Genomic DNA, 24,531 nt, shown 5'->3' with positions numbered 1-24,531 from the left:
GGCGCGAAGCAGCGGAGTCGAGCAGAGGGCCGATTATACAGGCTGGGTGCGGTGCGGCCGGCGCGGGCGATGGCGCGCCCGCGCGTTCAGGCACCGCGGCGCCACAAGGCCGCGGTCGCCGGCCCGTAAAGGGTCTCGAGCGACGCCGGGGTGAGCAGGTCGGCGGTCGCGCCGAGCCGCCAACGCCCGTCCCCATACAGGAACAGCAGCCGATCGCAATGGCACGCTGCCCAGTTCGGATCGTGCAGTGTCAGCGCGACGCTGCGGCCCGCGTCGGCCTCGGCGCGTACCCAGGCGAGCAGGCGCGCCTGGTGCGCCGGGTCGAGATGCGTCAGCGGCTCGTCGAGCAGCGCGACGCGCGGCGCCTGCACCGCGAGTTGTGCGAGGCGTGCGCGCTGGCGCTCGCCGCCGGACAGGCTGTCCAGCGGCCGCCGCGCGAAGGCGTCGAGTTCCCATTCGTGCAGCAGCGGTGCGAGGTCGAATCGGTCGCGGCCGAAAGGGTGACGGCCGAGCGCGACGAAGTCGGCGACGCCGCCGAAGAAGCCGGCTTCGTCGCCCTGCGGCAGGAGGCCGATGTGCCGCGCCCGCGCAAGCGGCGACAGCGCGCCGAGCGGCTGGCCGTCGAGCGTGACCGTGCCGGATTCAGGCGCCCTGAGGCCGCCCAGTACGTTCAGCAGCGTCGACTTGCCCGCGCCGTTGGCGCCGAGGATGCCGACGACTTCGCCGGGCTCGAGCGTGAGTTCGAGTGCGTCGACGAGGCTGCGGCCGTTCACCTGCAGGCCGAGCGCGTGCGCGGCGAGGCTCACGGCTTGCGCAGCAGCCACAACATGAGGGGGACGCCGAGCAAGGCCGTGAGCACCCCGACGGGCAACTCCCGCGGCGCGATCAGGGTGCGCGCCAGCGCGTCCGCGAGCACCAGCAGACTGCCGCCGCCGAGCGCCGCTGCCGGAAGCAGGAGCCGGTGGCCGGAAAAGCCGAGACGCCGGAGCGCATGCGGGACCATCAGGCCGACGAAGCCGATGCTGCCGGCCTGTGCGACGACGAGCGCGGTGCAGGCGCCGGCGAGCGCGAACAGGGTCCACCGCGTCGGCGCGACGGCGACCCCGAGCGAAGCCGCCTTGAGCGGCGCGAGCTGCAGCACGTCGAGCCGCGCCGCCAGCGCCAGCGCAACGGCGAGCGCGAGCGCGAGCACGGCCCACAGCAGTGCTGGGTAGCCCACCCAGGCGAGGTCGCCCATCAGGAAGAACAGCATGCCGGGGAGGCGTTCGGCCGGCGCTACGGAGAGCACGAGGGCGATCAGCGCGCCGAAGCCTGCGGCGAGCATCACGCCGGCGAGCAGCAAGGGGGTGTGATCGCGTGCGAGCAGTCGCCCGCCGAGCGCGGCCGCGAGCGCGAGCGCGAGCAAGCTGCCGGCGAAGGCGAGCAGCGAGATCCAGGGCCAGGCGAGCCCGGCTGCCATGCCGAGCAGCGCGAGCAGCCCGGCGCCGCCGGAAACGCCGAGCAGGTAAGGCTCGGCGAGCGGGTTGCGAAACAGCGTCTGCATCAGCGCCCCGGCGAGCGCGAGCAGGCCGCCGCAGGCGAAGGCCGCGGCGACGCGCGGTCCGCGCAGCGCGGTCAGGATCTCGACCGCGAGCTCCCTGTCGTCGGGCAGCGCGCCGGCGGTCAGGCCGAGCGCGAGCGCGGCGAACGCCGCGAAACCGAGCAGCAGCAGCCTCGCCGAGGCCGACAGCGCGGGTCTTATGGCTTGCCGGCTGCTGCCGACGCGGCTGGCGGCAACAGGCTCACGCGCCGCATCACGACCGGCTCGACCGGGACGTCGTCGTGCGGTCCCCAGGGGCCGCGTGGCACCGCGACGATCGCGTCGACGACGTCCATGCCGTCGACGACCTGGCCGAAGACCGCATACCCCCAGCCCTGGACGCTCTTGCCGCGGTGGTTGAGCAGCGCGTTGTCGACGACGTTGATGAAGAACTGCGAGGTCGCCGAGTGTGGGTCGCCGGTGCGCGCCATCGCAAGCGTCCCGCGCAGGTTCTTGAGGCCGTTGTCGGCCTCGTTCGGGATCGGCTCGCCGTTGGGTTTTTCATTCATGTCCGCCGTCATGCCGCCGCCCTGGATCATGAAACCCGGAATCACGCGGTGGAAGATCGTGCCGTCGTAGAAACCCTGCCCGACGTAGTCGAGGAAATTGGCGGTCGACCGCGGGGCGTTGGCGGCGAAGAGTTCGACCGTGATGTTGCCTTTCGAGGTTTCGATCAGCACGCGCGGGTTGGCGGGCTGCCCTGCCGCCGGTGCGGTCGAGACGTTCTGCTTGCCGGGCTCGCTGGCGCCGCAGCCCGACATGCCGAGCATCAGCGCGACGACGAAGAGGGGGGAGAAGAAGCGGGACAGGCGGTTCATCGGAACACTCCGGGCGAGGGGAACGCGTGCATTCTACGGGTGAGCGGGGGCGAACAAAAAGGGATGGGAAATCGCGCAGTCCGCGGCTCATGCGCTGAGACAGGCGTCGATCGCGCGCTCGACCGTCTCGCGAGGCTGGCAGCCCTCGCCGACGCGGGTCAGCCGATCGTCCTGCTGCAGGATCAAGGCCGGAAACCCGTGCACGCCGGCGGCGCGCGCCTGGCGGAAATGCGCGCGCGTTTTCGCACGTGCGTCGTCGCTGTCGAAGGCCGGTTGGAAGCGCGGGGTGTCGATGCCGCAGCCGGCGGCGAGCGCGGCGAGCACGTCGGGCTGCGTCACGTCGCGTCCCTCGGCGTAAAACGCGTGCTGGATCGCCTTGAACATCGCGAAGATCTGGCCGGGTGCGAGCGCGCCGACCGCGACGACCGCGCGGCTCGCGGGCTCGGTGTCGTAAACGAAACCCGGCGCGAGCGCGCCGTCGAAGCGGAAAGGCTGGCCGGTCCGTTCGGCGACCGCATGCCAGTGATGCAGGATGTCTTCGCGGGCCGCCGCGCTGAGCGCCGCGCGCTCGCCGGGCCGCAAGCCGCCGAGCACGAGCGCGACGCGCAGGCGCGCGCCGTAGCGTTCGCGCAGCGCCTCGATTACGGGCGAAAACCCCCAGCACCACGAGCACATCGGGTCGGCGAAATACCAGAGGATCGGCGAGTTCATGCGGGGCCCTTGGGTCGGCGGGTCAGGATTTCGGCGCGTCCCGCCCGGGGCCGTCGCCGGGCGGAGGCGGGGCGGGCGCACGCGGATTGTCGTCGTCCATGATCACGCTGTGCGCTGGGCCTTCGAGGTCGTCGAACTGGCCGCTTTTTGCTGCCCACAGCATGACCCAGGCGATGACGCCGACAAGGATGAGACTCAGCGGAATGAGCAGGATCAGGATATCCATGTCAGCGTAGTGCAGCTTCGGCGGCGCGCGGGGCGTCCGCGGTCGACTGCTTGAAGTCCGACAGCCGCAAGGCGTTCAACACGACGAGCAGCGAGCTTGCCGACATGCCGATGCCGGCGATCCACGGTGTGACGTAGCCGAGTGCGGCCGCGGGAATCGCGATCAGGTTGTAGCCCAGCGCCCAGCCGAGATTCTCGCGAATGATGCGTTGCGTCTTGCGGGCGAGCGCGACGCCTTCGGACAGCGTCGTCAGCCGGCTGCCGAGCATCACCATGTCGGCCGCGGCCTGCGCGACGTCCGCGCCTTCGCCCATCGCGATCGATATTTCGGCGCCGGCCAGCACCGGCGCGTCGTTGATGCCGTCGCCGACCATGGCGACGATGCGCCCCTGCTGCTGCAAGGCCTTGACGTAGGCGAGCTTGTCTTCGGGCAGCGCGCCGGCGCGCCAGCTGGTGATGCCGAGCGCCTGCGCGAGGGCTTTCACCGCGGGCTCGGCGTCGCCGGACACCAGATGCAGGTGCAAGCCCTGTGCCTGCAAGGCCGCAAGCGCGGTTGCCGCGTCGGCGCGCGGGGTGTCGGCGAGCGCGAACCACGCGATCAGCGCGCCGTCTTCGGCCAGCGCGACCCAGCTTTCATGCCCGTTAGGGTGCTCGCCCGTGTCGGTGGCGGGCGGACGCGGGGGCGTGTCGCTCTCTGCGGTGAAGCGCGGAGAGCCGAGGCGGTAGGCGCGCCCGGCGACCGTTCCCTCGACGCCGCGCCCTGGCGTGTTGCGGATCGCGTCGGCGCGCAGCCCGGCGTCGGCGCCTTCACGCAGCGCGCGCGAGATCGGATGCTCGGAGCCCGCCTCGAGCGCGGCCGCCAGCCCGCGCACCTCGGCTTCGGTGCGGTGGCCCAGCGTGACCACGCGCGCGACGCTCAGGCTGCCGTGGGTCAGCGTGCCGGTTTTGTCGAGCACGAGGTCGGTGGCGCGCGCCAGCGTCTCGAGTGCATGGCCGCGCGTCGTCAGCAGGCCGAGGCGCGTCAGGCGGCCGGTCGCGGTGGTGAGCGCGGCCGGGGTCGCGAGGCCCAGCGCGCAGGGGCAGGTGACGACGAGGATCGAGACCACGATCCACAGCACCTTCGACGGGTCGATCGCGTACCAGGCGAGGCCGACCGCCGCCGTGATCACGAGCAGGAGGCCGACGAACCAGCCGGCGGCGCGGTCGGCGAGCTGGCCGATGCGCGGCTTCTCGCTCTGCGCGCGGTCGAGCAGGCGGACGATCGACGCGAGCCGGGTGTCGGCGCCGAGCTTCTCGACGCGCACGACGAGCGGGCTCGCCTCGTTGAGGCTGCCGCCGACGACCTTCGCGTCGACCCGCTTGGCGATCGGCTGCGATTCGCCGGTCAGCATCGCCTCGCTGACGGCGCTCTCGCCCTCGACGACGACGCCGTCGGCCGGCAGCGTCTCGCCCGGACGGACCAGTACGTGGTCGCCGACCGTGAGCCGTGCCACCGGCACCTTCTCCTCGTCACGCGCCGGCCAGGCCGGCAGCCGCGTCGTCGCTGCCGGAATCAGCTTGACCAGTTCCTCGACCGCGGCGCCGGCGCGTCGGCGCGCGTTCATTTCGAGGAAGCGGCCGGTCAGCAGCAGGAAGATGAACATCGTGACCGAGTCGTAATAGACCTCGCCCTCGCTCGAGAAAGTGCTGTAGACGCTGGCGACGAAGGCCGTGCCGACGCCGAGCGCGACCGGCACGTCCATGCCGAGCGCCCTGCGCTTGAGGTCGCGCCAGGCGCCGATGAAGAAGGGCCAGGCCGAATAGACGACGACCGGAATCGTGAGGACCAGGCTCGCCCAGCGCATCAGGAGGCGGATGTCCTCGGTCATGTCGGTCGCCGTGTAGGTCGGCAAGGCGTACATCATGACCTGCATCATGCCGAGGCCGGCGATCGCGAGCCGCTTGATCGCGGTGTTGCGTTCGCGCTTGTAGAGGTCGTCGGAGCGGCCGGGGTCGAAGGGGTGGGCGATGTAGCCGATGTCGGACACGGCCTTGAGGATCGCCGAGAGCTGGATGCGGCTGTTGTCCCAGCGCACGCGCGCGCGCCGCGTCGCATAGTTGATCTCGACCGAGAGCACGCCTGGCAGTGCTGCAATGTGGCGCTCGTTGAGCCAGATGCACGCCGCGCAGACGATGTTTTCGAGGATCAGCGCGGCTTCGCGGACGTTTTCGGCCTCCACCCGCACGAAGCTTTCCTGGATTTCGGGCAGGTCGTAGAGCCCGAGCTGGGCGAGTTCGGCCTCGGCTTCGCGCGCGGTTGCCGGCAGCGCCGTGCGGTGGTGGTAGTACGCGCTCTGGCCGCTGTCGATGATCGTCTGCGCGACCGCCTGACAGCCGCGGCAGCACGCGTCCTTGGTCTGGCCTTCGAATTCGATCGGGTAGCGGGCACCGGCGGGAACCGGGAGGCCGCAATGGAAGCAGCCCTCCGAAAAAACCGGGGCGTCCGTGAGTAAAGGAGAAGAACTCACGAATCGCCCCGCAGGAGGACGCTGGAGCACGACAGGCCCGGGAGAGAGGTCGGACCGGTCGCTGGCGTCGAGCACAACTCGTTTGCAGCGCTGAAATCGGTTGCCGGAACCCTGGGGCAGGGGGTAGATGTCCCGGCCGGCGAACCGGACGCCCAGGCTTTTGACCCTGGCGTCACTGGGGTGGGTTTACACGTTGCATTTGCTATCGCCATTCTTCGCTGCCGCAGGTTGCCGGGTGAGGTTCGCCTCGCAGGCGTTTCCTCACGCTTAAACGGGCGATTATAAAAGCGAGCCGTCGGGGCCTCGCCATCCGTTCAAGCTTCCGCCAGATAGCAGCATTGAAGATGCGCATATCATAATTAACTTATCCTGACGTGGCAAGCGGATTTCGAGCGAACACGATTCCGCTACCATGACGGCATGAAGGAGCCCTTCACGAACGCGTCGTATTTCCCGCCCGTGGAGACCGCGCTGGTCGACCCGAACGGGCTGCTGGCGATCGGCGGAGACCTCTCGCAAGAGCGACTGCTCGACGCCTATCGCCACGGCATCTTTCCCTGGTTCAACCCGCGCGAGCCGATCCAGTGGTGGAGCCCCGATCCGCGCATGGTGCTGCCGCCCGCCGAGATCCGCGTCACCCGCTCGCTCGCCAAGCGGCTGCGCAACGCCGGTTTCGAACTGCGTGTCGACAGCGCGTTCATCGAGGTGATGCGCGCCTGCGGGGCGCCGCGCGAAGGCGCGTGGGGGACCTGGATCTCGGCGCCGATGATCGCCGCCTACGGTCGCCTGTTCGACGCGGGCTACGCGCATTCGATCGAGACCTGGCGCGACGGCCGGCTCGTCGGCGGGCTCTACGGCGTCGCGATCGGCCGCATGTTCTACGGCGAGTCGATGTTCAGCCGCGAGCCCGATGCGTCGAAAGTCGCGCTGGTCCGGCTCGCGAGGCAGCTCGAGCGCTGGGGATTTGGCCTGATCGACTGCCAGATGGAAACGCCGCACCTCGCCAGCATGGGCGCGCGTCCGATTCCGCGCGCCGACTTCACAGCGCGGCTGGCCGAATTGGTAAACTTGCCGCATCTGCCCGGGCCCTGGACGTTTGACAGCTGATGCACCCGACCGAACCGCCTTTTCAGCGCATCCAGTTCTACCTGACCGCGCAATACGACTGCAGTTACCTCCCGGGCCGGCTCGCCCGTTCGCAGGTCGCCACGCCGACCCACCTGATCGACCATCATGCCTACGGCGCGCTGATCCGCGCCGGCTTCCGGCGTAGCGGCCAGTTCACCTACCGGCCCAATTGCGAAGGCTGCCAGGCCTGCGTGCCTGTCCGTGTCGACGTTTCGGGTTTCGTTCCCAATCGCACCCAGCGCCGCTGTCTCAAGCGTAATCGCGGGCTCGCCGCGCGCTTCCTGCCGCTCGATTTCAAGGACGAGCATTACGCGCTCTACCGCGCCTATCTCGGCAGCCGCCATGCCGGCGGCGGCATGGACCGCGACGGCCCCGAGCAATACACCCAGTTCCTGCTGTCGTCCAACGTCGATTCGGTGCTCGTCGAATTCCGCGACGGCGACGCGGTGGTGATGGTCGCGGTCATCGACCAGGTCGACGATGGCCTGTCGGCGGTCTACACCTTTTTCGATCCGGCGCGCGAGCAGGACAGCCTCGGCGTCTACGGCGTGCTGTGGCAGATCGAACTCGCAAAGCGCCTCGACCTGCCCTATCTCTACCTCGGCTACTGGATCGGCGAGAGCCGCAAGATGGCGTACAAGAAACAGTATCCGCCGCTGCAGGGCTTGGTCGACGGCAGCTGGCAGGCCCTCGAGGCGTGAGAACCGCCGTCCTGGCCGGCGTGCTTGCCGTGCTGCAAGGCTGTGCCCTGACCGTCAGCGATCCGCGTGCGCGGGCGCCGATCGAGGGCTTCGTGCAGTCGGAGGCCGATGCGCGCGTCTGGGTCGAGCCTGGCTTCGAGGCCTACGGCGCGCGCGTGGCGGCGGCTCTGCCGGCCGCGGTCGCGGCAGTCGAGGCGGCTCACTACCGGCGCTTCGCCCGCGCCCTGCGCGTCCACGTCTGCGGCAGCGAGGCCTGCTTCGGGCGTTACGTGCTGACGCCGAAGCTCTCGGCGGCCGTCGTTCCCGACAACCGCCTCTTCCTCTCGCCCAAGCTCGATGGCCGCGAAAAGCACCGGCTCGCCGGGCTCCTGACCCATGAACTCGCGCATCTCCATCTCGGCCAGCGCATCGGCTACTACCACAGCACCGTGCCCGTCTGGTTCCACGAAGGCTGGGCGTCGTTGACCGCCCACGGTGGCGGCGCCGAATACGCGAGCGACGCGCAGGTCCGCGCTGCAATCGGGGCGGGCCGCCGCATCGAAGTCGGCGCGCGCGACACGCGCGACAGGCGGCATCGCGCTGCGGCCGCCGGCCTCGATCCCTACGGCTTCTATCGCCAGTCGATGATGCTCGTCGGCTGGCTCAAGGCGCAGGACGAAAGCCGCTTTCGCGAACTGGTGCTGTCCGTGCAGAATGACGAGGATTTCGAAATCGCGTTCTGGAACGTCTATGGACAGTCGCCCGCGACGCGCCTCGCCGGGTTTTTCGACGGCGCACCGCCCGCCGTACCGGCGGTCGCCGGCGGGTCGATCCAGGCCGCCTCCGCCAACCCCAATCCAGGTTCTCCATGAAACCCTATCTCGACCTGATGCGCCACGTGCTTGAGCACGGCACACGCAAAGACGACCGCACCGGCACCGGCACCCTGTCGGTCTTCGGCTGGCAGACGCGCTACGACCTTGCCGCGGGCTTTCCGCTCGTCACGACCAAGAAATGTCACCTGCGCTCGATCGTTCACGAACTGCTATGGTTTCTCCAGGGCGACACGAACATCCGCTATCTGAAGGAAAACGGCGTCTCGATCTGGGACGAGTGGGCCGACGAGAACGGCGATCTCGGCCCGGTCTACGGCCATCAGTGGCGTTCGTGGCCTAAAGCCGACGGCGGGGTGATCGACCAGATCGCCGAGGCCGTGAAGACGCTCAGGACCAACCCCGATTCGCGCCGCATCATCGTCTCGGCGTGGAACGTTGCCGACCTCGACAGGATGGCGCTGGCGCCCTGCCACGCGTTCTTCCAGTTCTACGTTGCCGAAGGCAGGTTGAGTTGCCAGCTCTACCAGCGCAGCGCCGACATCTTCCTCGGCGTGCCGTTCAACATCGCCTCCTACGCGCTGCTGACACTGATGATGGCGCAGGTGACGGGCCTGAAGCCGGGTGACTTCGTACATACGCTCGGTGACGCCCACCTCTACGTGAACCACTTGGAGCAGGCGCGCGAGCAGCTTTCCCGCGAACCGCGCCCGCTGCCCACGATGACGCTCAATCCCGACGTGACCGACATCTTCGGCTTTCGCTTCGAGGATTTCACGCTCGGCGGCTACGACCCGCACCCGGCGATCAAGGCGCCGGTCGCGGTATGAGCGGGACGGGGCAGCCGCGCGTGAGCGTCATCGCCGCGCTGGCAAAGAATCGCGTCATCGGCATCGAGAACCGGCTGCCGTGGCGTCTGCCCGAAGACCTCGCCCACTTCAAGGCGCTGACGCTCGACCATCCCGTCCTGATGGGGCGCAAGACCTTCGAGTCGCTCGGGCGGCCCTTGCCGCGGCGCACCAACGTCGTCATCACCCGCAACGCCGACTACCGGCCCGACGGCTGCCTCGTCGCGGCGTCGATGCCGGCGGCGATCGCGCTATGCCAGGGCGCCGACGAAATCTTCTTCATCGGCGGCGCCGAGCTCTATGCGCAGGCGATTCCGCTCGCCGATCGCCTGTATCTGACCGAAGTCGACGCCGAGCCCGAGGGCGATGCCTGGTTTCCCGAGTTCGACCGGGCGGCGTTCCGCGAAATCTCGCGCGCCTCGCACGTGGGCGAGAAAGGCGACGTGCTGCGCTTCGACTTCGTCGTGTACGAACGCCGCTGACGGCCGAGGGGCGGAACACGGGCAGCCCCCCGCTGCGCTTGCGCCAAGCCGCTTTGACAGGCCGCGTCGCATCGACTAGAAAAACATACAAGGCCCGGCGGTTCGACGCCGTTCCTTGCGACGTGGGGACCCGATCTACGGAGGGCGCACCGATGAACACTATGAAAGCGATCGCAGCGGCCGGGGTATTGGCCCTTGCCCTGAGTTCGTCTGCCTGCGGTACCGCGACGGGCGCGGCGGTCGGCGCTGGCGCCGGCGCGGCGATCGGGGCGGGCACGGGTTATGGCGCGAAAAAGGGCGCGCTGATCGGCACCGGCGTCGGCGCCGCGGCCGGCGCGATCTACGACATCACCAAGTAAGAGACGGCCATGAAGAACGGGAAACTGTTTATGGGAGCTTTGGCGCTGAGCCTGATGCTGCCCGCTGCACAGGTGCTGGCCGAGGAGACCGGCGTGGCGACGCCGCAGACGATCGAGGGCCAGGTCGCCGAGGTCGACCTCGAGCAGGGCAAGCTCAGAATACGGGCGATCGACGGCACCGTGCACGAGTTTCAGGCGTCGCGCGAAACGCTCGAGGGGTACAAGGTCGGCGATCCGATCAAGGCCAGGCTGCGCACGACGACGCCGGCCAACTGAGGCGTCGGCCGTGGGCGACGGCAACGAAGAAAACGGGGCGGCGACCCCGTTTTTTTTTGAGGCGACGGCCTGCAAGACCGCTCGGCGGGCCGGGACATAGCGTTTTCAGGCGAAAAGGAGAAAAGGGCCCATGTATTCGAACATCCTGGTTGCAGTCGACGACAGCGACACCTCGCGCCACGCCTTGCAACAAGCGATCGCGCTGGCGCAAGGCCTCGCGGCGCGCCTGCGCGTCGTTCACGTGATCGACATGAGCTGGCTCACGCTCGGTCCGGAACTCGCGGTCGATGTCGAAGCGCTCACGGCAGCGCGCCACGGCGTCGGCGAAAGAATCGTCGCCGCCGCGCTCGACACGGTTCGCCAGGCCGGATTCGACGCGGAGGCCGCAGTGATCGAGACCGAAACCCCGGTGCAGCGCGTGGAAGAAGCGATCGTCAAGGAGGCGGCCCGCTGGCCGGCCGATCTCGTGGTGCTCGGGACGCACGGCCGGCGCGGTTTCCAGCGCCTTGTGCTCGGCAGCGCGGCCGAGCAGATCGCGCGTTTATCGCCGGTGCCGGTGTTGCTGGTGCCTGCGCCCCCTGGCGCGGTAGCAGACTGATCCGGGGTAGGCTGACCGGGGCTCGGGCAGGGCCGTGCCCCGCCCGGCCAGGCACGCTGCGCTCAACTCAGCATTTCGGCCCAGATGTTCTTCGCCCACGAGGCGGCGTAGCGGAAGTTCCGCGCGTCGCCTGTCGTGGTTGCGCCGCCCTCGGGCGCGGCGACGTAACCCTTGCCGGGAACGAGACGGTAGACGTGCGCGACATAACCCGCCGTGCTGTCGGACGTTGCGGAATAACACGTGTTGGCGATGACCGGCGCGGGGTCGGGCGCGCGGTCGGCGAGCAGGTCGACGATCGCGCCGGCGCAGACCTTGGCCTGGTTGGTCGCCATGTGGCCGGAGCGCGGCAGCGGCGACGCCATCGAGTCGCCGATGATGTGGACGCCGGGTGCCGCGGTCGACTCGAACGTTGCGAAGTCGACCGTGCACCACGTCTTGTTGCCGTCGTTGCGCGCGCCGACGAGGTCGCAGACGGCCGCAGCGCGCTGCCGCGGCACGATGTTGAGCACGTCGCCGCGCACGTCCTCGAAGTCGGTCGAGACCGTCATCTTCGCCGCGTCGACGACGAGCGCCGGGCTGTTGGGGCGGTAGTCGATCATCCCCGGATAGAGCGTGTTCCAGGCGTCGGTGAAGAGCGGTTTCTTCGAGACGATATCGGGATTGGCGTCGAGAACGATGATCTTCGAGCGCGGTTTGCGCTGCTTGAAGTAATGGGCGACGAGGCATGCACGCTCGTAGGGGCCGGGCGGGCAGCGGTAGGGCGCCGCCGGAATCGACACGATGAAGGTCCCACCGTCCGGCATGGCTTCGAGCTGGCGCCGTAGCAGCGCGGTCTGCGCGCCGGCCTTCCACGCGTGAACGACCCTGCCGGCCGCCTCGGCGTCGGCGAAGCCGCGCACCGAATCGGTGAGAAGTTCCACGCCGGGCGCGAGCACGAGCCGCTCGTAGCCGATTTGCAGGCCCTGAGCGGTGCGCAGCGTGCGTGTGTCGGGGTCGATCGCGACGACGCTATCCCGGATCAGCGTGATGCCGTGGCGGGCGAGGCCGCCGTAGCCGTGGGTGATGTCGTCCATGCTGCGCAGGCCGCCGAGCACCCAGTTCGAGATCGGACAGGAAACGAAGCGTTCGTTCGGCTCGATCAAGGTCACGTCGAGCGCGGGGCCCCACCTGCGCAGGTATTTGGCGCAGGTCGCGCCCCCGAAGCCGGCGCCGACCACGACCACCCGAGGGCGCGCGGTGCCGGACAGCGACGCGCAGCCCGGCAGGGCCGCGAGGGCTGTCGCCGCGGAAAGCTTGAGAAAGTCACGCCGGTCGAGGTGCATGAACGCGCAAGCCTATTTCAGGGTGGCGAAGTAGTCGCCGAGGGCGTCGATTTCGGCGTCGGTGTAGCCGCTCGCCTGGCGCTGCATGATCGTCGCGCGGCGCGCGCCTGACCGGAAATCGCGTAGGGCCGTGACGAACTCGGTCCTGCTCAGGCCATCCAGTCGCGGGATCTCGCCGAGGCTTCGTCCGTCCGGGCCGTGGCAGGACATGCAGGTCGCCGCGATCGTCAGCGTATGACGGTCGGCAGCGACCGCGAAGCCGGACAGGGCGAGGAGCAGACAGCTTGCGACGGCGGAGGACGGCGTCATTTGGGTTGGTCGGTTCGGCTTCCGAGGGGCCCGCGGCGCGGACAGGTTTTTTTATAGCGTATTTCTCAGCGTTGCGCGCCCAGCGCGAGCGCGCGGCTTCTGCTGAGCTGACGCGACGCCTCGTCGGCGTCGGGTGTCCAGCCCTCGTCGAGCCAGCCCGCGAGGTTGGCGAGCGCGATCCTGCCGAGTGCGGCGATCCATTGCGGGTGCTCGTTGAGCGCGGGGACGTAGTGGAATTCCTTGCCGCCGGCGGCGAGAAAGCTCGCGCGTCCCTCCATCGCGAGTTCCTCGAGCGTCTCCAGGCAATCGGCCGTGAAACCCGGCGCAACGACGTCGACCCGTCCGACGCCCTCGCGGCCGAGCGCTTCGAGCGTCTTGTCGGTATAGGGTTTGAGCCATTCGGCCCGGCCGAAGCGCGACTGGAAGGTCACGCGGAACTGACCCGGCTCGAGGCCGAGTGCGGCGGCGAGCAGGCGCGCCGTCTTCTGGCATTCGCAGTGATAGGGGTCGCCCTTGTCGAGCGTGTAGCGCGGCACGCCGTGGAAGCTCATGACGAGGACGTCGGGGCGGCCGTGCATCTGCCAGTAGTCGCGCAGGTTGGCGGCGAGTGCGCGGATGTACTCGGGGTGGTCGTGGTAGTGCTTGAGCGTGCGCAGTGCCGGCTGATTGCGCGTTCTGCGCAGCCAGTCGAACGCCGCGTCGAACGCGGTCGCCGTGCTCGACGCGGCGTATTGCGGATAGGCCGGCAGTACGAGGATACGGTCGCAGCCGGCGGCCTTCATTCGTGCGAGAACCTCCGGGATCCCCGGCCGGCCGTAGCGCATCGCGTAGTCGACGACGACCGGCGCGGCGGCGTGCTCACCGAGCCAGCCCTTGAGGAGTTTCGCCTGCTTTTCGGTGTGGACCTTCAGCGGTGACCCCTCGCTGGTCCAGATCGCGGCGTATTTTTCGGCCGACTTGCGCGGCCGGGTGTTGAGAATGATGCCGTTCAGCACGAGCCACCAGAGCGCGCGCGGGATTTCGACCACGCGCGGGTCGGACAGGAATTCCTTGAGATAAGGCCGCAGGGCAGCGGCCGTCGGCGCCTCGGGGGTGCCCAGATTGACCAGCAGGACGCCTGCGCACAGCGGCGTTCCGTGCGCGTATTCGGGCTCTTCGGCGTATTTCATTTGTGTTGGGAGAGGGCGCTGGAGAGGATTTTCGCGGTGACGTCGACGATCGGCACGACGCGCTCGTAGGCCATGCGCGTCGGGCCGACGACGCCGAGCGTGCCGACGACGACGCCGTCGACCGAGTAGGGCGCGGTGACGAGGCTGCATTCGTCGAGCGGCAGCAGTTCGGACTCGCCGCCGATGAAGATCTGCACGCCGGCCGCGCTGCGCGACTGGTCGAGCAGCTGCAGCAGGCCGGTCTTCTTCTCGAAGGCGTCGAACAGGCGGCGCAGGCTGCGCATGTTGCTCGACAGCTCCTCGACGTCGAGCAGCTTGCGGCTCCCCGAGACGACGACGTTGTCCTGGCTCGCATCGAGCGCCTGGGTGCCGGCGTCGACGGCCGCGGCCATGAGTCGCGTGATGTCGTCGCGCATGCGGCCGAGTTCGTCGCGCAGCTTGCTGCGCACGTGGTCGAAGCTGTGGCCGGCGAAATTCTGGTTGAAGTAATTGGCGGCCTCGGTCAGCGCGGCCGCGCTATAGGACTGCTCGGTGACGATGACGCGGTTCTCGACCTCGCCTTCCATCGTGACGATGATGAGCAGGACGCGCTTGTCCGACAGGGTGAGGAATTCGATCTGGCGGAACGCCGGATTGCGTCGCGGCGTCATGACCAGCCCGGCGAACTGGCTCAGATCCGACAGCAGCGTCGACGCCGCCGTCATCAGCCGCTGCGGGTCGGAGGCCGCGAGGCTGTTCTCGAGGTGATTGACCGAGACCTGGTCGAGGGGGCGCACGGTCAGCAGCGTGTCGACGAAGAAGCGGTAGCCGCGCGGCGTCGGCACCCGGCCCGCCGAGGTGTGCGGGCTGGCGACGAAGCCCATCTCCTCGAGGTCGGACATGATGTTGCGAATGCTCGCAGGCGACAGATCCAGCCCGGCGTGCTTCGACAGGGTCCGCGACCCGACCGGCTCGCCTTCGCTGATGTAGCGTTCAACGAGGGTCTTGAGCAGGATGCGGGCACGGTCATTGAGCATGCGGAAGATTATATCTAGGGACGGCGGCTCCGGTCAGACCCGCTTCGGCCGCGGCCAGCGAGGCGGCACACGCGCGGGTCCGGAATCCTCGTCCGGCCCCTTTATAATCCTTCCCCATGCAGATTCCTTTCCACACCGTCGGCCTCGTCGGCAAATACGACAACCAGGGCATGGAGGCCTCGGTCCGCGCGCTTGCCGAATTCCTGCGCGGACGCGGGCACGCCGTCGTGCTCGCGTGCCAGACGGCGGAACATTTCGGCATCACCGATTTCCCGACGCGCAACCTGCACGACCTCGCGACCGAGAGCGACGCCGTCGTCGTGTTGGGGGGGGACGGCACGATGCTCTCGATCGCGCGCGAACTCTCGGCCCACGGCGTGCCGTTGATCGGCATCAACCAGGGCCGGCTCGGCTTTCTGACCGACATCACCGTCGACCACATGTACGACGCGGTCGACGAGATCCTGAGCGGGCAATACGTCGCCGAAGAACGCATCCTGCTCAAGGGACAGATCCTGCGCGGCGGCGAGCGGGTCTTTGAGGCGACCGCATTCAACGACGTCGTCGTCGGCAAGGGCGGCTCGGGGCGGCTGATCGACCTCGAAATCGCGATCGACGGCGAGTTCGTCTACAGCCAGCGTGCCGACGGCCTGGTCGTCACGACCCCGACCGGAACGACCGCGTATGCCTTGTCCGCCGGCGGGCCGATCGTGCACCCGACCCTCGAAGCGGTCGCGCTCGTGCCGATCTGCCCGCATACGCTGTCGGCGCGGCCGATCGTCGTCAGCGGCCGTTCGCGCATCGAGCTGCACCTGACCTACGCCGACGACGCGCGCGTCCACTTCGACGGCCAGCATCACTTCGACCTGCAAAGCGGCGACCACGTCTGGATCACGCGGGCGAACCGCCCGATCACGCTGCTGCATCCGCATTCCTACAGCTACTACGACACCCTGCGGCAGAAGCTGCACTGGGGCAAGAAGCTCTGAGCGAGAAGATGGCCGTCCCGAGCGATCCTTGCGCGCACGCGGTGCCCGGCTGCGATGCGGGCGCCGCAAAGCTGGCCGGACGTCGGCCGCAGGGAGACTGCTGAGTGCTGTCCCACCTCTCCATTCGCAATTACCTGCTGGTCGAAGCGGTCGAACTCGACTTCGGTCCCGGCCTGACCGTGCTCACCGGTGAAACCGGCGCCGGCAAGTCGATCCTGGTCGACGCGCTGGCGCTGGCGCTGGGCGACCGCGCCGAAGGTGGGGTCGTCCGCCAGGGCGCGGCGCGTGCGGAAATCGCCGCGGAATTCAGCATCGCCGGCCTGCCTGAACTTGCGCGATGGCTCGACGCGGCGGGCGTGGCGGCCGACGACGACGTTCTCATTCTGCGCCGTGTGATCGAGGCGAACGGCCGTTCGCGCGCCTTCATCAACGGGAGCGTATCGCCGCTGTCGCAACTCAAGGAAGCGGCCGAGTTCCTGTTGGACATTCACGGCCAGCACGCGCACCACGCGCTGCTGCGCGCGCAGACCCAGCGCGACGTGCTCGACGCCTACGCCGGCGCGCAGCAGCAGGCGGCCGCGGTCGGCGCCGCCTGGCACGCCTGGCAGGCGGCGCGGCAGCAGCGCCACGACGCCGCGGCGCACGGGCAGGCGCGGCAGATCGAACGCGAAGGCTTGCAACTCGCCGTCGAGGAGTTGTGCGCGCTCGGCGACGATCTCGCGCGCTGGGACGAGATCCAGGCGGAGCACGGACGCCTGGCGCACGTCACGACGCTGCTCGAGGGTAGCCAGGCGCTGATCGGCGGCCTCGACGAGGACGAGTCGTCGATATCAGGCGTGCTCGCCGGCTTGAGCGGACGGCTGGCCGAGATGCGTGCGCTCGACGAGAGCCTGGGCGACGTCGCCCAGCTGCTCGAAGCCGCGAGCGCCGACGTCGCGGAGGCCGCGCTCGATCTGCGCCGCTACGCCGATACGCTGAGCCTCGATCCGGAACGGCTTGCCGAGCTCGATCGCCGGCTCGCCGACATGCACCGGCTCGCGCGCAAGCACCGCGTCCAGCCCGGCGCGCTCGCGCCCCTGCTTGACCAGTTCATGGCGCGGCTCGCCGAACTCGGCGCCGACGACGACGTCGAGGCATTGCAGGCGAAAGAAGACACGGCCTGGGCGCAGTACCGCGATCTGGCCGGAAAGCTCGGGCGCACGCGGCGCCGCGCGGCGGATGCCCTGGCGGGACAGGTCAGCGCGGCGATGGCGGAACTCGCGCTCGCGGGCGGGAGGCTCGAGATTGCGCTCGTACCGTCGAGCGAGCCGCGTGCGCACGGACTCGAGGACGTGCAGTTTCTCGTCGCCAGCCACCCCGGCATCGCGTCTGGGCCGCTCGCCAAGGTCGCCTCGGGCGGCGAGCTTTCTCGCGTCAGCCTCGCGATCCAGACCGCCCTGTCCGGGGTCGCCGGGGTGCCGACGGTGATCTTCGACGAGGTCGACGTCGGCATCGGCGGTAGCGTCGCCGAAGCGGTCGGGCGCCGCCTCGCCCGCCTCGGCGAAACGCGCCAGGTGCTCGTCATCACCCACCTGCCGCAAGTCGCCGCACGCGGCAGCCGGCACCTGCGCGTCGCGAAGCAGGCCAAGGGCGGATTCGTCTCGTCGAACATCGAGTCGCTCGACGCGGCGGCGCGGGTCGAGGAAATCGCGCGCATGCTCGGCGGCATCCGGATCACGTCGACGACGCGCCAGCACGCTGCGGAGATGCTCGCGGGTTGAGACCGCTGCTCGGCCTGATCCTGCTGTTTGCCGCGGCCTTGGCGCAGGCGGAGACGATCGCGGGCCGGGTCGTCGTCGTGATCGACGGAGACACCGTGCTGTTCCGGCCCGATTCCTATGGCGCGGCGTCGCGCGCCTTCCTCAAGGTCCGCCTCGTCGACATCGACGCGCCCGAGGCCGACCAGGCGCATGGGGATGTCGCGACCGATGCGCTCGAGTCGCTCACGCTCAAGCGCCACGGGAGCCTCGAGATCGTCGCGACCGACGTCTACGGGCGCAAGCTCGGGAGGCTCGCGGTCGATGCCTTGGCGGTCAACGCCGAACTCGTACGCGCGGGCCACGCCTGGGCGTCGTCGCGCGACCGCAGGGTGCGCGCACTCGAACGCGAGGCGCGGCGCGCACGTCGTGGTCTCTGGCAGGATCAGGACGCGGTTGCGCCCTGGGCGTGGAGGCGCGCCAGAGCCGCTTCCGCCTCGCGCTGATCGGCGACGGCGCGCGGCGTGCCGTCGGGCAGGGCGACGTGGCATTCGTCGAAAATGCGCGCCGTGCAGCGGCGGCATATCTCGTTGTCGAGGCGCGGGTAGATCGCCTGCAGCGCTTCGCCCTTGTGGCGGAAGATCTGGTCTTCGCCGACGGTGTCGACCTGCCCGCTGCGGCGCAGCATTTCACAGAAATCCGGTTGCACACCGACAAGGTAGAGATTGCCTCCCAGCTTGCGCCGTCGGTTCGACTCCTTGGCGAGCATCTCCGCGCCGGCGAGGTCGATGAAGCCGATCGCGCGCGCGGTGATGAGCAGGTTCTTCTTGTCGGGGTCGGCTTCGTCGACGTTGCGGAAATGCCGTTGCACGTGCTCGACCGCGCCGAAAAAGATCGACCCTTCGACGCGCAGGATCGGCATCTGCGGGCAGGTCGCGGTGTCGGGCGTCTTGGCGACGAACTTGCGGCGCGGATTGCGGAGTTCGGCCGGGTCGGGGACGAGCTCGCGGATCGACGGCTGCGAGGTGCGGTAGAGGTAGAACAGCAGCGACACCAGGATGCCGAGGAAGATGCCCTTTTCGAGGTCGACCAGCGTTCCGACGAAGGTCAGCGCGAGTACGACCCGTTCGCGCTTGTGGCGTTTGACGATTTCGCCGATGTGGTGAAAGTCGATCAGGCTCCAGGCGACGATGAACAGGATTGCCGCCATCGACGGCACGGGGAGATAGGCGGCGAGCGGCGCCACGAGCAGCACGATGAGAAGCAGGAACAGCGCCGACATCGCGGCGGCGAGCGGGGTCTTCGCTCCGGACGCGTAGTTCACGCCGCTGCGGTTGAACGAACCGCTTGACGCGTAGCCGGAGAAGAAACTGCCGGCGAGGTTGGACAGGCCCTGGCCGACGAATTCCTGGTTGCTGTCGATGCGCTGGTCGGAGCGCGTGGCGACCGAACGGGCGATCGCGACCGCCTCGGTCAGCGCGAGCACCGCGATGATCGTCGCCGGGAAGATCGTCTGCTTGATCGCGGTGAGCGAGAAATCGGGCATCGACAGCGGCGGAAACGACGCCGCCAGGGCGCCGACCGTGAGGATGCCGGTAGCCTCCTGTCCCAGGCGTGCGTTCAGCACGGCCGCCGTGACGCTGCCGACGACCATCGCGACGATCATGTAGGGCAGCTTCGGCAGATAGCGCCGCGCCAGGATGCCGGCGGCGAGGGTGGCCGCACCGACCGTCGCGACCCACGGCTGGATGTCGGTGAGATGCGAGCCGAAGTGGATCAGTACCTCGTGAAAATGCGCGCCGCGCGGCATGTCGAGGCCGAAGAAATTCTTGATCTGGCTGGCTGCGATGAGGATCGCCGCGCCCGCGGTGAAGCCGATGATGACCGTGTGCGAGATGAAGTTGACGAGGCCACCGAGACGGGCGAGGCCCATCGCCAGCTGGATCGCGCCGGCGAGGAAGGTCAGCGTGAGCACCAGCGTGACGAACTGCGGACTGCCGGGTTCCGCCAGCGGACTGATCGCGGCGAAGACGACGATCGAGATCGCGGTCGTCGGTCCCGATACCAGATGCCAGCTCGACCCCCAAAGCGCCGCGACGACGGCCGGCACCATCGCCGCGTAGAGTCCGTATTCCGGCGGCAGGCCCGCGATCGTCGCGAAAGCGACGGCCTGCGGCAGGACGATCAGCGCCCCGGTCAGCGCCGCGACGCTGTCGGCCTTGAAAGTATGCGCCGTGACGTTGGGCCACCAGCGCAGAAAGGGCAGCAGCCGATACAGCCACAGCGGGCAGGCCTTGAGATCGATCACGCGGACTCCAGAAGAATATTAGGGAATAATGTTATAAGCCATTGTCATAAAAGGATTTTTTGCCACGGTGGCACGACCCGGCCGGCCCTTCGCGCTCTATAATCGTGTCAACCCGCGCCAGACGGGGCAAGGACGATCAACCACCGAGGAGAGAGCGAGCAAGATGAGAACCATCACGATGTCGCTGTGCGCGTCCGTGCTGATGGGCCTGGCCGTGCCGGCGCACGCGGCCGGCGATCCCAAGGCCGGACAGGTCAAAACGTCAATGTGTGCCGGGTGTCACGGCATTCCGGGCTGGCGGACGGCTTATCCCAGCGTCTACAGCGTGCCCAAACTGGGCGGACAGCACGCGGATTATATCGTGGCGGCGCTCAAGGCCTACAAGAGCGGGGAACGCAGCCATCCAAGCATGGTCGGCATCGCGGGCAGCCTGTCCGAGCAGGACATGCAGGATATCGCCGCCTACTATGCCTCGTCCTACAACGGCCCGGCCGACTAAGGAGCCCTCATGAAGACACCCCTCATCATCGCCGCCGCGCTCGTCTTCGGCGTCTCGATGGCCCACGCCGGCAAGGGCAACGCCGCGGCAGGTAAAGCGAAAGCCGAGGCCTGCGCCGCCTGCCACGGCGTCGGCGGAGACAGCACCGTCGCCGGTTTTCCCAAGCTCGCCGGCCAGCACAGGGACTATCTGTATCACGCGCTCCAGGACTACCGTTCCGGCAAGCGCAAGAATCCGATCATGGCGGAGCAGGTCAAGACGCTCTCCGATGCCGACATGGCGGATCTCGCCGCCTACTTCGCGGAACAGAAGGGGCTCCGGGTGAAATACTGAGCCGAGCCCTCTCGCGGAAGGCAAGCGGGCGCCAGCGGGCGCCCGCTTTTTTTTTGCGGGTTGCACGCGACGCGCCGGTTGTGCAGGCCCGCGCTCAGAGCGCTGCGAGCGTCTTGATGTGCGCCGCGGCGCTGCGGCCGAGCGAACTCAGGTCGTAGCCCCCCTCCAGCACCGAGACGATGCGCCCGCACGCGTGGCGCGCCGCGACGGCCATGACCTGTTCGGTGATCCAGACGTAATCGGCTTCGAGCAGGCCGAACTGGGCCATGTCGTCCTCGCGGTGGCCGTCGAAGCCGGCCGAGCAGAACAGCATCTGCGGTGCGAAGGCGTCGAGGCGCGGCACGATCTGCGCGCGGAAGGCATCGCGGTAGCGTGCGCCGTCGGTGCCGGCCGGCAGCGGCACATTGACGATGTGCGCGCTGGCCGTGTCGGCGCCGGCGAACGGATAGAAGGGATGCTGGAAGGTCGAGCACAGCATCACGCGCGGGTCGTCGCGAAAAATGTCCTCCGTCCCGTTGCCGTGATGGACGTCGAAGTCGACGATCGCGACACGCTCGAGTCCGTGGACGTCGAGCGCCTGGGCCGCCGCGACCGCGACGTTGTTGAAGATGCAGAAGCCCATCGCCCGCCTCCGCGTCGCGTGATGGCCGGGCGGGCGGCAGGCGACGAAGGCGTTCGCGGTGTCGTCTCCCATCACGAGATCGACCGCCATCGCGGCGCCGCCGGCTGCCCGCAGCGCGGCGGAGAGCGTGTGCGGATTCATGCTGGTGTCGGCGTCGAGCGCGCGCACGCCGTGTTCAGGCGAGCTCGCCTCAATGAAGTCGACGTAAGCCGCGTCGTGCACGCGCAGCAACTGCGCGCGTTGCACGCGCGGTGCCTCGTGATGCGCGAGATGATCGAACAGGTGCGCGGCGTGCAGGCGATCGTCGATCGCGCGCAGGCGGGCCGGGCTTTCGGGATGCCAGCTGCCCATGTCGTGCATCAGGCAATCGGCGTGGGTGAGGTAGGCGGTGTGCATGGCGGCGTTCTTCTCCACTATACGACAGGTGGCGCGGGCACAGGCGGTGGCCTAGGATGAGCTCACCGCGCCAAGCGCCGCCACGCCTCTTCGGACCGCCACGCCATGCCCCAGCATTATCTCGAACCTCTCTTCAACGCGAGCTCGGTCGCGGTCTTCGGCGCCAGCGAGCGTGAAGACTCGGTCGCCGGGACGCTGTTCCGCAACCTGCGCCACGCCGGCTACAAAGGCGAGGTCTATCCGATCAACCCTAAGCATGCGGAGATTTTTGGCGAACGCTGCTATGCGCGGGCGAGCGAATTGCCCGCCACGCCAGAACTCGCGCTGATCGCAACGCCGGCCACCACCGTGGCGGCGATACTCGAAGAATGCGGGCAGCGCGGCATCCGCCATGCGATCGTGCTGTCGGCCGGCTTCGCCGAGACCGGCACGCAGGGGATTGAACTCGAGGCGGGCTTGCAGCGCGTCGCGAAGCAGCACGGAATTCGCTTCATCGGCCCGAACTGCCTCGGCATCCAGCGCCCGGCCATCGGCCTCAACGCGACCTTCAGCCAGGGCGCGACGCAGGCCGGCGACCTCGCGCTGGTCTCGCAGTCGGGCGCCTTGTGCACGGCGATGCTCGACTGGGCCGAAGCCAACGGCATCGGCTTTTCGAGCGTGGTGTCGACAGGCGCCTCGGCCGACCTCGATTTCGGCGAAATCCTCGATTACCTCGCCTACGACCGGCAGACCAAGGGCATTCTTCTGTACATCGAGGGCATACGCGACGCGCGCCGCTTCATGAGCGCGCTGCGCGCGACGTCCCGCTTCAAGCCCATCGTCATGGTCAAGGTCGGGCGGCACGAGGCCGGCTCGCGCGCCGTGCAGTCGCACACCGGCGCGCTCGTCGGCTCCGATGCCGTCTTCGACGCGCTCGTGCGGCGCGCCGGCGTCGTCCGCGTAAACACGATCCTGCAGCTCTTCGCCTCCGCGCGCGCGCTCGCGACCCATATCCAGCCGTCCGGCAATCGCCTCGCGATCGTCACCAACGGCGGCGGGCCGGGCGTCATGGCGACCGACCTCGCCGTCGACGTCGGGCTACGCATGGCCGAGCTTTCGCCGGCGACGATCGCGGAACTCGACGCGGTGCTTCCGGCGACCTGGTCGCGCGGGAACCCGCTCGACATCATTGGCGACGCGACGGCGGAGCGCTACCGTGCAGCCGTCGGCGCCTGCCTGCACGACAACAACGTCGACGGCGTGCTCGTGATGCTGACGCCTCAGGCGATGACCCGGCCGACTGCGGTCGCCGACGCGGTCATCGACGTTGCCAAGCAGGCGCCCAAGCCCGTGCTGACCTGCTGGATGGGTGAAGCGCAGGTGCACGAGGGACGCCAGCGCTTCAAGCAGGCGGGCATTCCCTACTTCACCACGCCCGAGCCGGCGGTCGAGGTCTTTTCCTTCCTCGCGGCCTTCTACGAGAACCAGCGCCAGCTCATGCAGACGCCGGGGCCGCTTTCGCACCAGCTTGAGCCCGACGTCGAAGGCGCGCGCCTGATCATCGAGAGCGCACTCGCCCACGGCCGTCATCTGCTGAACGAGGTCGAATCGAAGGCGCTGCTGTCGGCCTTCCGCATTCCGATCGCGCAGACGCTGATCGCGCGCGACCCGATGGAGGCGATGCTGACCGCGCAGCAGATCGGTTTTCCGGTGGCGATGAAGATCAATTCGCCCGACATCACCCACAAATCGGACGTCAATGGCGTGCGTCTCGGGCTCTCGAGTGGGCACGCGGTGCGCTCGGCCTTTGGCGAGATGCTCGCCGACGTCAAGCGGCTTCGGCCCGAGGCGCGGCTGGAGGGCATCGTGATCGAGCCGATGGTGACGCGGCCGCACGCGCGTGAAGTCCTGCTCGGCATGACCTCGGATCCGGTGCTCGGCCCGGTGATCGTGTTCGGCGCCGGGGGCGTCGACGTCGAGGCCTTCCAGGACCGGGCGGTCACGCTGCCGCCGCTCAACACCTACCTCACGCGCGACCTCATCCGCCGTACCCGCGTCGCGACCCTGCTCGGAAGTTTTCGCAACCGCCCGCCGGTCGACATGGCGGCCCTCGAAAACGTGTTGTTGCGGCTCTCGGAAATGGTCTGCGAATTGCCCTGGCTCGCCGAGCTCGACATCAACCCCTTGCTGGTCGACGAGGGCGGCGCGCTCGCGCTCGACGCTCGCATCGTCATCGCGCCGCGCGTGCCCTCGGCCGATCGCTATGGCCACATGGCGATCCATCCGTATCCGGCGCATCTGGTCACGCACTGGCAGTTGCCGAGCGGCCACGACGTGCTGATCCGCCCGATCCGTCCGGAGGACGCGGAATTGACGCAGGGCTTCGTGCGCAGCCTGTCCGAGGAGAGCCGCTATTTCCGCTTCATGGACGCGGTGAGCGAGCTGTCGCCGGTGGCGCTCGCACGGCTCACCCAGATCGATTACACGCGCGAGATGGCGCTTCTGGCGCTCACCGAGATTGACGGTCGCGAGGTCGAGCTCGGCGTCGCGCGTTACGCCGTTAATGCGGACGGGACCTCGTGCGAGTTCGCGCTCGTCGTCAGCGACGCCTGGCAAAAACAGGGCATCGGCCACAAGCTCATGGACGTGCTGATGGACGTCGCGCGCGGCCGCGGGCTGCGTCTCATGGAAGGGGAGGTGCTGAAGGCCAACCGTCCGATGCTGAAGCTGGTGGGAAGCCTCGGCTTTCGCATCGAGCCTCACCCCGAGGACGAGGCGGTGCGCCGGGTTTCGCGTGCGCTCTGAGCGC

General features: G+C 68.7%; 26 protein-coding genes. 14 read left to right on the top strand and 12 right to left on the bottom strand.

Features of this window, described 5'->3' with window-relative positions:
• Positions 1-86 precede the first annotated feature (86 nt).
• From TBD_RS10285 to TBD_RS10260, 6 genes are all read right to left on the bottom strand, one after another.
• On the bottom strand, positions 87-806 hold the full coding sequence (locus TBD_RS10285; protein ID WP_041432690.1) for an ABC transporter ATP-binding protein: 720 nt from the start codon (positions 804-806) through the stop codon (positions 87-89).
• Positions 803-1,609 carry a FecCD family ABC transporter permease gene (locus TBD_RS10280; RefSeq protein ID WP_238376521.1) on the bottom strand — a complete coding sequence of 269 codons (807 nt, stop codon included), beginning with the start codon at positions 1,607-1,609 and terminating at the stop codon, positions 803-805. Before TBD_RS10280 ends, TBD_RS10285 begins: the two co-directional genes overlap by 4 nt.
• A gap of 128 nt (positions 1,610-1,737) precedes the next feature.
• Positions 1,738-2,397 carry a peptidylprolyl isomerase gene (locus TBD_RS10275; protein WP_011312559.1) on the bottom strand — a complete coding sequence of 220 codons (660 nt, stop codon included), beginning with the start codon at positions 2,395-2,397 and terminating at the stop codon, positions 1,738-1,740.
• An 87-nt stretch (positions 2,398-2,484) separates the two neighbouring features.
• Positions 2,485-3,108: a DsbA family protein gene (locus TBD_RS10270; RefSeq protein WP_011312558.1), complete on the bottom strand. Its 624-nt coding sequence runs from the start codon at positions 3,106-3,108 to the stop codon at positions 2,485-2,487.
• Positions 3,109-3,130: 22 nt separating this feature from the next.
• The gene (gene ccoS, locus TBD_RS10265; protein WP_011312557.1) at positions 3,131-3,334 is read right to left on the bottom strand and encodes a cbb3-type cytochrome oxidase assembly protein CcoS; all 204 of its coding nucleotides are present in this window, start codon (positions 3,332-3,334) and stop codon (positions 3,131-3,133) included.
• 1 nt (position 3,335) lies between these two features.
• Positions 3,336-5,840 carry a heavy metal translocating P-type ATPase gene (locus TBD_RS10260; protein ID WP_011312556.1) on the bottom strand — a complete coding sequence of 835 codons (2,505 nt, stop codon included), beginning with the start codon at positions 5,838-5,840 and terminating at the stop codon, positions 3,336-3,338.
• A gap of 420 nt (positions 5,841-6,260) precedes the next feature.
• Here TBD_RS10260 and aat point away from each other — a divergent pair, with 420 nt between their 5' ends.
• The 8 genes from aat to TBD_RS10220 all read left to right on the top strand — a co-directional run bounded on the left by aat (position 6,261) and on the right by TBD_RS10220 (position 11,044).
• Positions 6,261-6,947 (top strand): leucyl/phenylalanyl-tRNA--protein transferase, encoded by a 687-nt coding sequence (aat, locus tag TBD_RS10255; RefSeq protein WP_011312555.1) that lies wholly within the window; start codon positions 6,261-6,263, stop codon positions 6,945-6,947.
• Positions 6,947-7,669, top strand: coding sequence for an arginyltransferase (locus TBD_RS10250; RefSeq protein WP_011312554.1), 723 nt, complete (start codon positions 6,947-6,949; stop codon positions 7,667-7,669). The genes aat and TBD_RS10250 overlap by 1 nt, the downstream gene beginning before the upstream one ends.
• The gene (locus TBD_RS10245; RefSeq protein WP_011312553.1) at positions 7,666-8,520 is read left to right on the top strand and encodes a hypothetical protein; all 855 of its coding nucleotides are present in this window, start codon (positions 7,666-7,668) and stop codon (positions 8,518-8,520) included. Before TBD_RS10250 ends, TBD_RS10245 begins: the two co-directional genes overlap by 4 nt.
• Positions 8,517-9,311 (top strand): thymidylate synthase, encoded by a 795-nt coding sequence (locus TBD_RS10240; RefSeq protein WP_011312552.1) that lies wholly within the window; start codon positions 8,517-8,519, stop codon positions 9,309-9,311. The genes TBD_RS10245 and TBD_RS10240 overlap by 4 nt, the downstream gene beginning before the upstream one ends.
• Entirely contained in the window at positions 9,308-9,811 is a 504-nt protein-coding gene (locus TBD_RS10235; RefSeq protein ID WP_011312551.1) for a dihydrofolate reductase, read from the top strand. Before TBD_RS10240 ends, TBD_RS10235 begins: the two co-directional genes overlap by 4 nt.
• Before the next feature lie 152 nt (positions 9,812-9,963).
• On the top strand, positions 9,964-10,170 hold the full coding sequence (locus TBD_RS10230) for a YMGG-like glycine zipper-containing protein (protein WP_011312550.1): 207 nt from the start codon (positions 9,964-9,966) through the stop codon (positions 10,168-10,170).
• Between the two features lie 9 nt (positions 10,171-10,179).
• Positions 10,180-10,446, top strand: a complete 267-nt coding sequence (locus TBD_RS10225; protein WP_148203043.1) for a hypothetical protein — start codon at positions 10,180-10,182, stop codon at positions 10,444-10,446.
• Positions 10,447-10,576: 130 nt separating this feature from the next.
• Positions 10,577-11,044, top strand: a complete 468-nt coding sequence (locus tag TBD_RS10220) for a universal stress protein (protein WP_011312548.1) — start codon at positions 10,577-10,579, stop codon at positions 11,042-11,044.
• Between the two features lie 62 nt (positions 11,045-11,106).
• Here the strand turns inward: TBD_RS10220 and TBD_RS10215 are convergent, their stop codons facing one another.
• The 4 genes from TBD_RS10215 to hrcA all read right to left on the bottom strand — a co-directional run bounded on the left by TBD_RS10215 (position 11,107) and on the right by hrcA (position 14,860).
• Positions 11,107-12,366: an NAD(P)/FAD-dependent oxidoreductase gene (locus TBD_RS10215; RefSeq protein WP_011312547.1), complete on the bottom strand. Its 1,260-nt coding sequence runs from the start codon at positions 12,364-12,366 to the stop codon at positions 11,107-11,109.
• Positions 12,367-12,378: 12 nt separating this feature from the next.
• Positions 12,379-12,675 (bottom strand): c-type cytochrome, encoded by a 297-nt coding sequence (locus TBD_RS10210; RefSeq protein ID WP_011312546.1) that lies wholly within the window; start codon positions 12,673-12,675, stop codon positions 12,379-12,381.
• A gap of 65 nt (positions 12,676-12,740) precedes the next feature.
• Complete coding sequence (hemH, locus tag TBD_RS10205) at positions 12,741-13,844, bottom strand: ferrochelatase (protein WP_011312545.1); 1,104 nt, start codon at positions 13,842-13,844, stop codon at positions 12,741-12,743.
• On the bottom strand, positions 13,841-14,860 hold the full coding sequence (hrcA, locus tag TBD_RS10200; protein ID WP_011312544.1) for a heat-inducible transcriptional repressor HrcA: 1,020 nt from the start codon (positions 14,858-14,860) through the stop codon (positions 13,841-13,843). Before hrcA ends, hemH begins: the two co-directional genes overlap by 4 nt.
• 116 nt (positions 14,861-14,976) lie before the next feature.
• Here hrcA and TBD_RS10195 point away from each other — a divergent pair, with 116 nt between their 5' ends.
• The 3 genes from TBD_RS10195 (at position 14,977) to TBD_RS10185 (ending at position 18,091) form a co-directional block, all read left to right on the top strand.
• Entirely contained in the window at positions 14,977-15,849 is an 873-nt protein-coding gene (locus tag TBD_RS10195; protein ID WP_011312543.1) for an NAD kinase, read from the top strand.
• A gap of 104 nt (positions 15,850-15,953) precedes the next feature.
• Complete coding sequence (gene recN / locus TBD_RS10190; protein ID WP_011312542.1) at positions 15,954-17,609, top strand: DNA repair protein RecN; 1,656 nt, start codon at positions 15,954-15,956, stop codon at positions 17,607-17,609.
• A complete protein-coding gene (locus TBD_RS10185; RefSeq protein WP_011312541.1) occupies positions 17,606-18,091 on the top strand; it encodes a thermonuclease family protein in 486 nt (161 codons plus the stop codon). The genes recN and TBD_RS10185 overlap by 4 nt, the downstream gene beginning before the upstream one ends.
• On the opposite strand, the gene TBD_RS10180 is transcribed toward TBD_RS10185, so the two are convergent.
• The gene (locus TBD_RS10180) at positions 18,031-19,893 is read right to left on the bottom strand and encodes a SulP family inorganic anion transporter (protein ID WP_011312540.1); all 1,863 of its coding nucleotides are present in this window, start codon (positions 19,891-19,893) and stop codon (positions 18,031-18,033) included. The two genes, TBD_RS10185 and TBD_RS10180, sit on opposite strands and share 61 nt — an antisense overlap.
• Before the next feature lie 163 nt (positions 19,894-20,056).
• Between TBD_RS10180 and TBD_RS10175 the strand changes: the two genes are divergently transcribed.
• Together TBD_RS10175 and TBD_RS10170 are read left to right on the top strand one after the other, a co-directional pair.
• Positions 20,057-20,392 carry a c-type cytochrome gene (locus TBD_RS10175; protein WP_011312539.1) on the top strand — a complete coding sequence of 112 codons (336 nt, stop codon included), beginning with the start codon at positions 20,057-20,059 and terminating at the stop codon, positions 20,390-20,392.
• 9 nt (positions 20,393-20,401) lie between these two features.
• The gene (locus TBD_RS10170) at positions 20,402-20,725 is read left to right on the top strand and encodes a c-type cytochrome (protein WP_011312538.1); all 324 of its coding nucleotides are present in this window, start codon (positions 20,402-20,404) and stop codon (positions 20,723-20,725) included.
• A gap of 94 nt (positions 20,726-20,819) precedes the next feature.
• On the opposite strand, the gene TBD_RS10165 is transcribed toward TBD_RS10170, so the two are convergent.
• Entirely contained in the window at positions 20,820-21,743 is a 924-nt protein-coding gene (locus TBD_RS10165; protein ID WP_011312537.1) for a histone deacetylase family protein, read from the bottom strand.
• Positions 21,744-21,848: 105 nt separating this feature from the next.
• Here TBD_RS10165 and TBD_RS10160 point away from each other — a divergent pair, with 105 nt between their 5' ends.
• The gene (locus TBD_RS10160; RefSeq protein WP_011312536.1) at positions 21,849-24,527 is read left to right on the top strand and encodes a bifunctional acetate--CoA ligase family protein/GNAT family N-acetyltransferase; all 2,679 of its coding nucleotides are present in this window, start codon (positions 21,849-21,851) and stop codon (positions 24,525-24,527) included.
• The last annotated feature ends 4 nt before the right edge of the window (positions 24,528-24,531 follow it).

Source organism: Thiobacillus denitrificans ATCC 25259, from assembly GCF_000012745.1.
Taxonomy (GTDB): domain Bacteria; phylum Pseudomonadota; class Gammaproteobacteria; order Burkholderiales; family Thiobacillaceae; genus Thiobacillus; species Thiobacillus denitrificans_B.
This window is presented reverse-complemented; position numbering and strand designations above follow the sequence as displayed.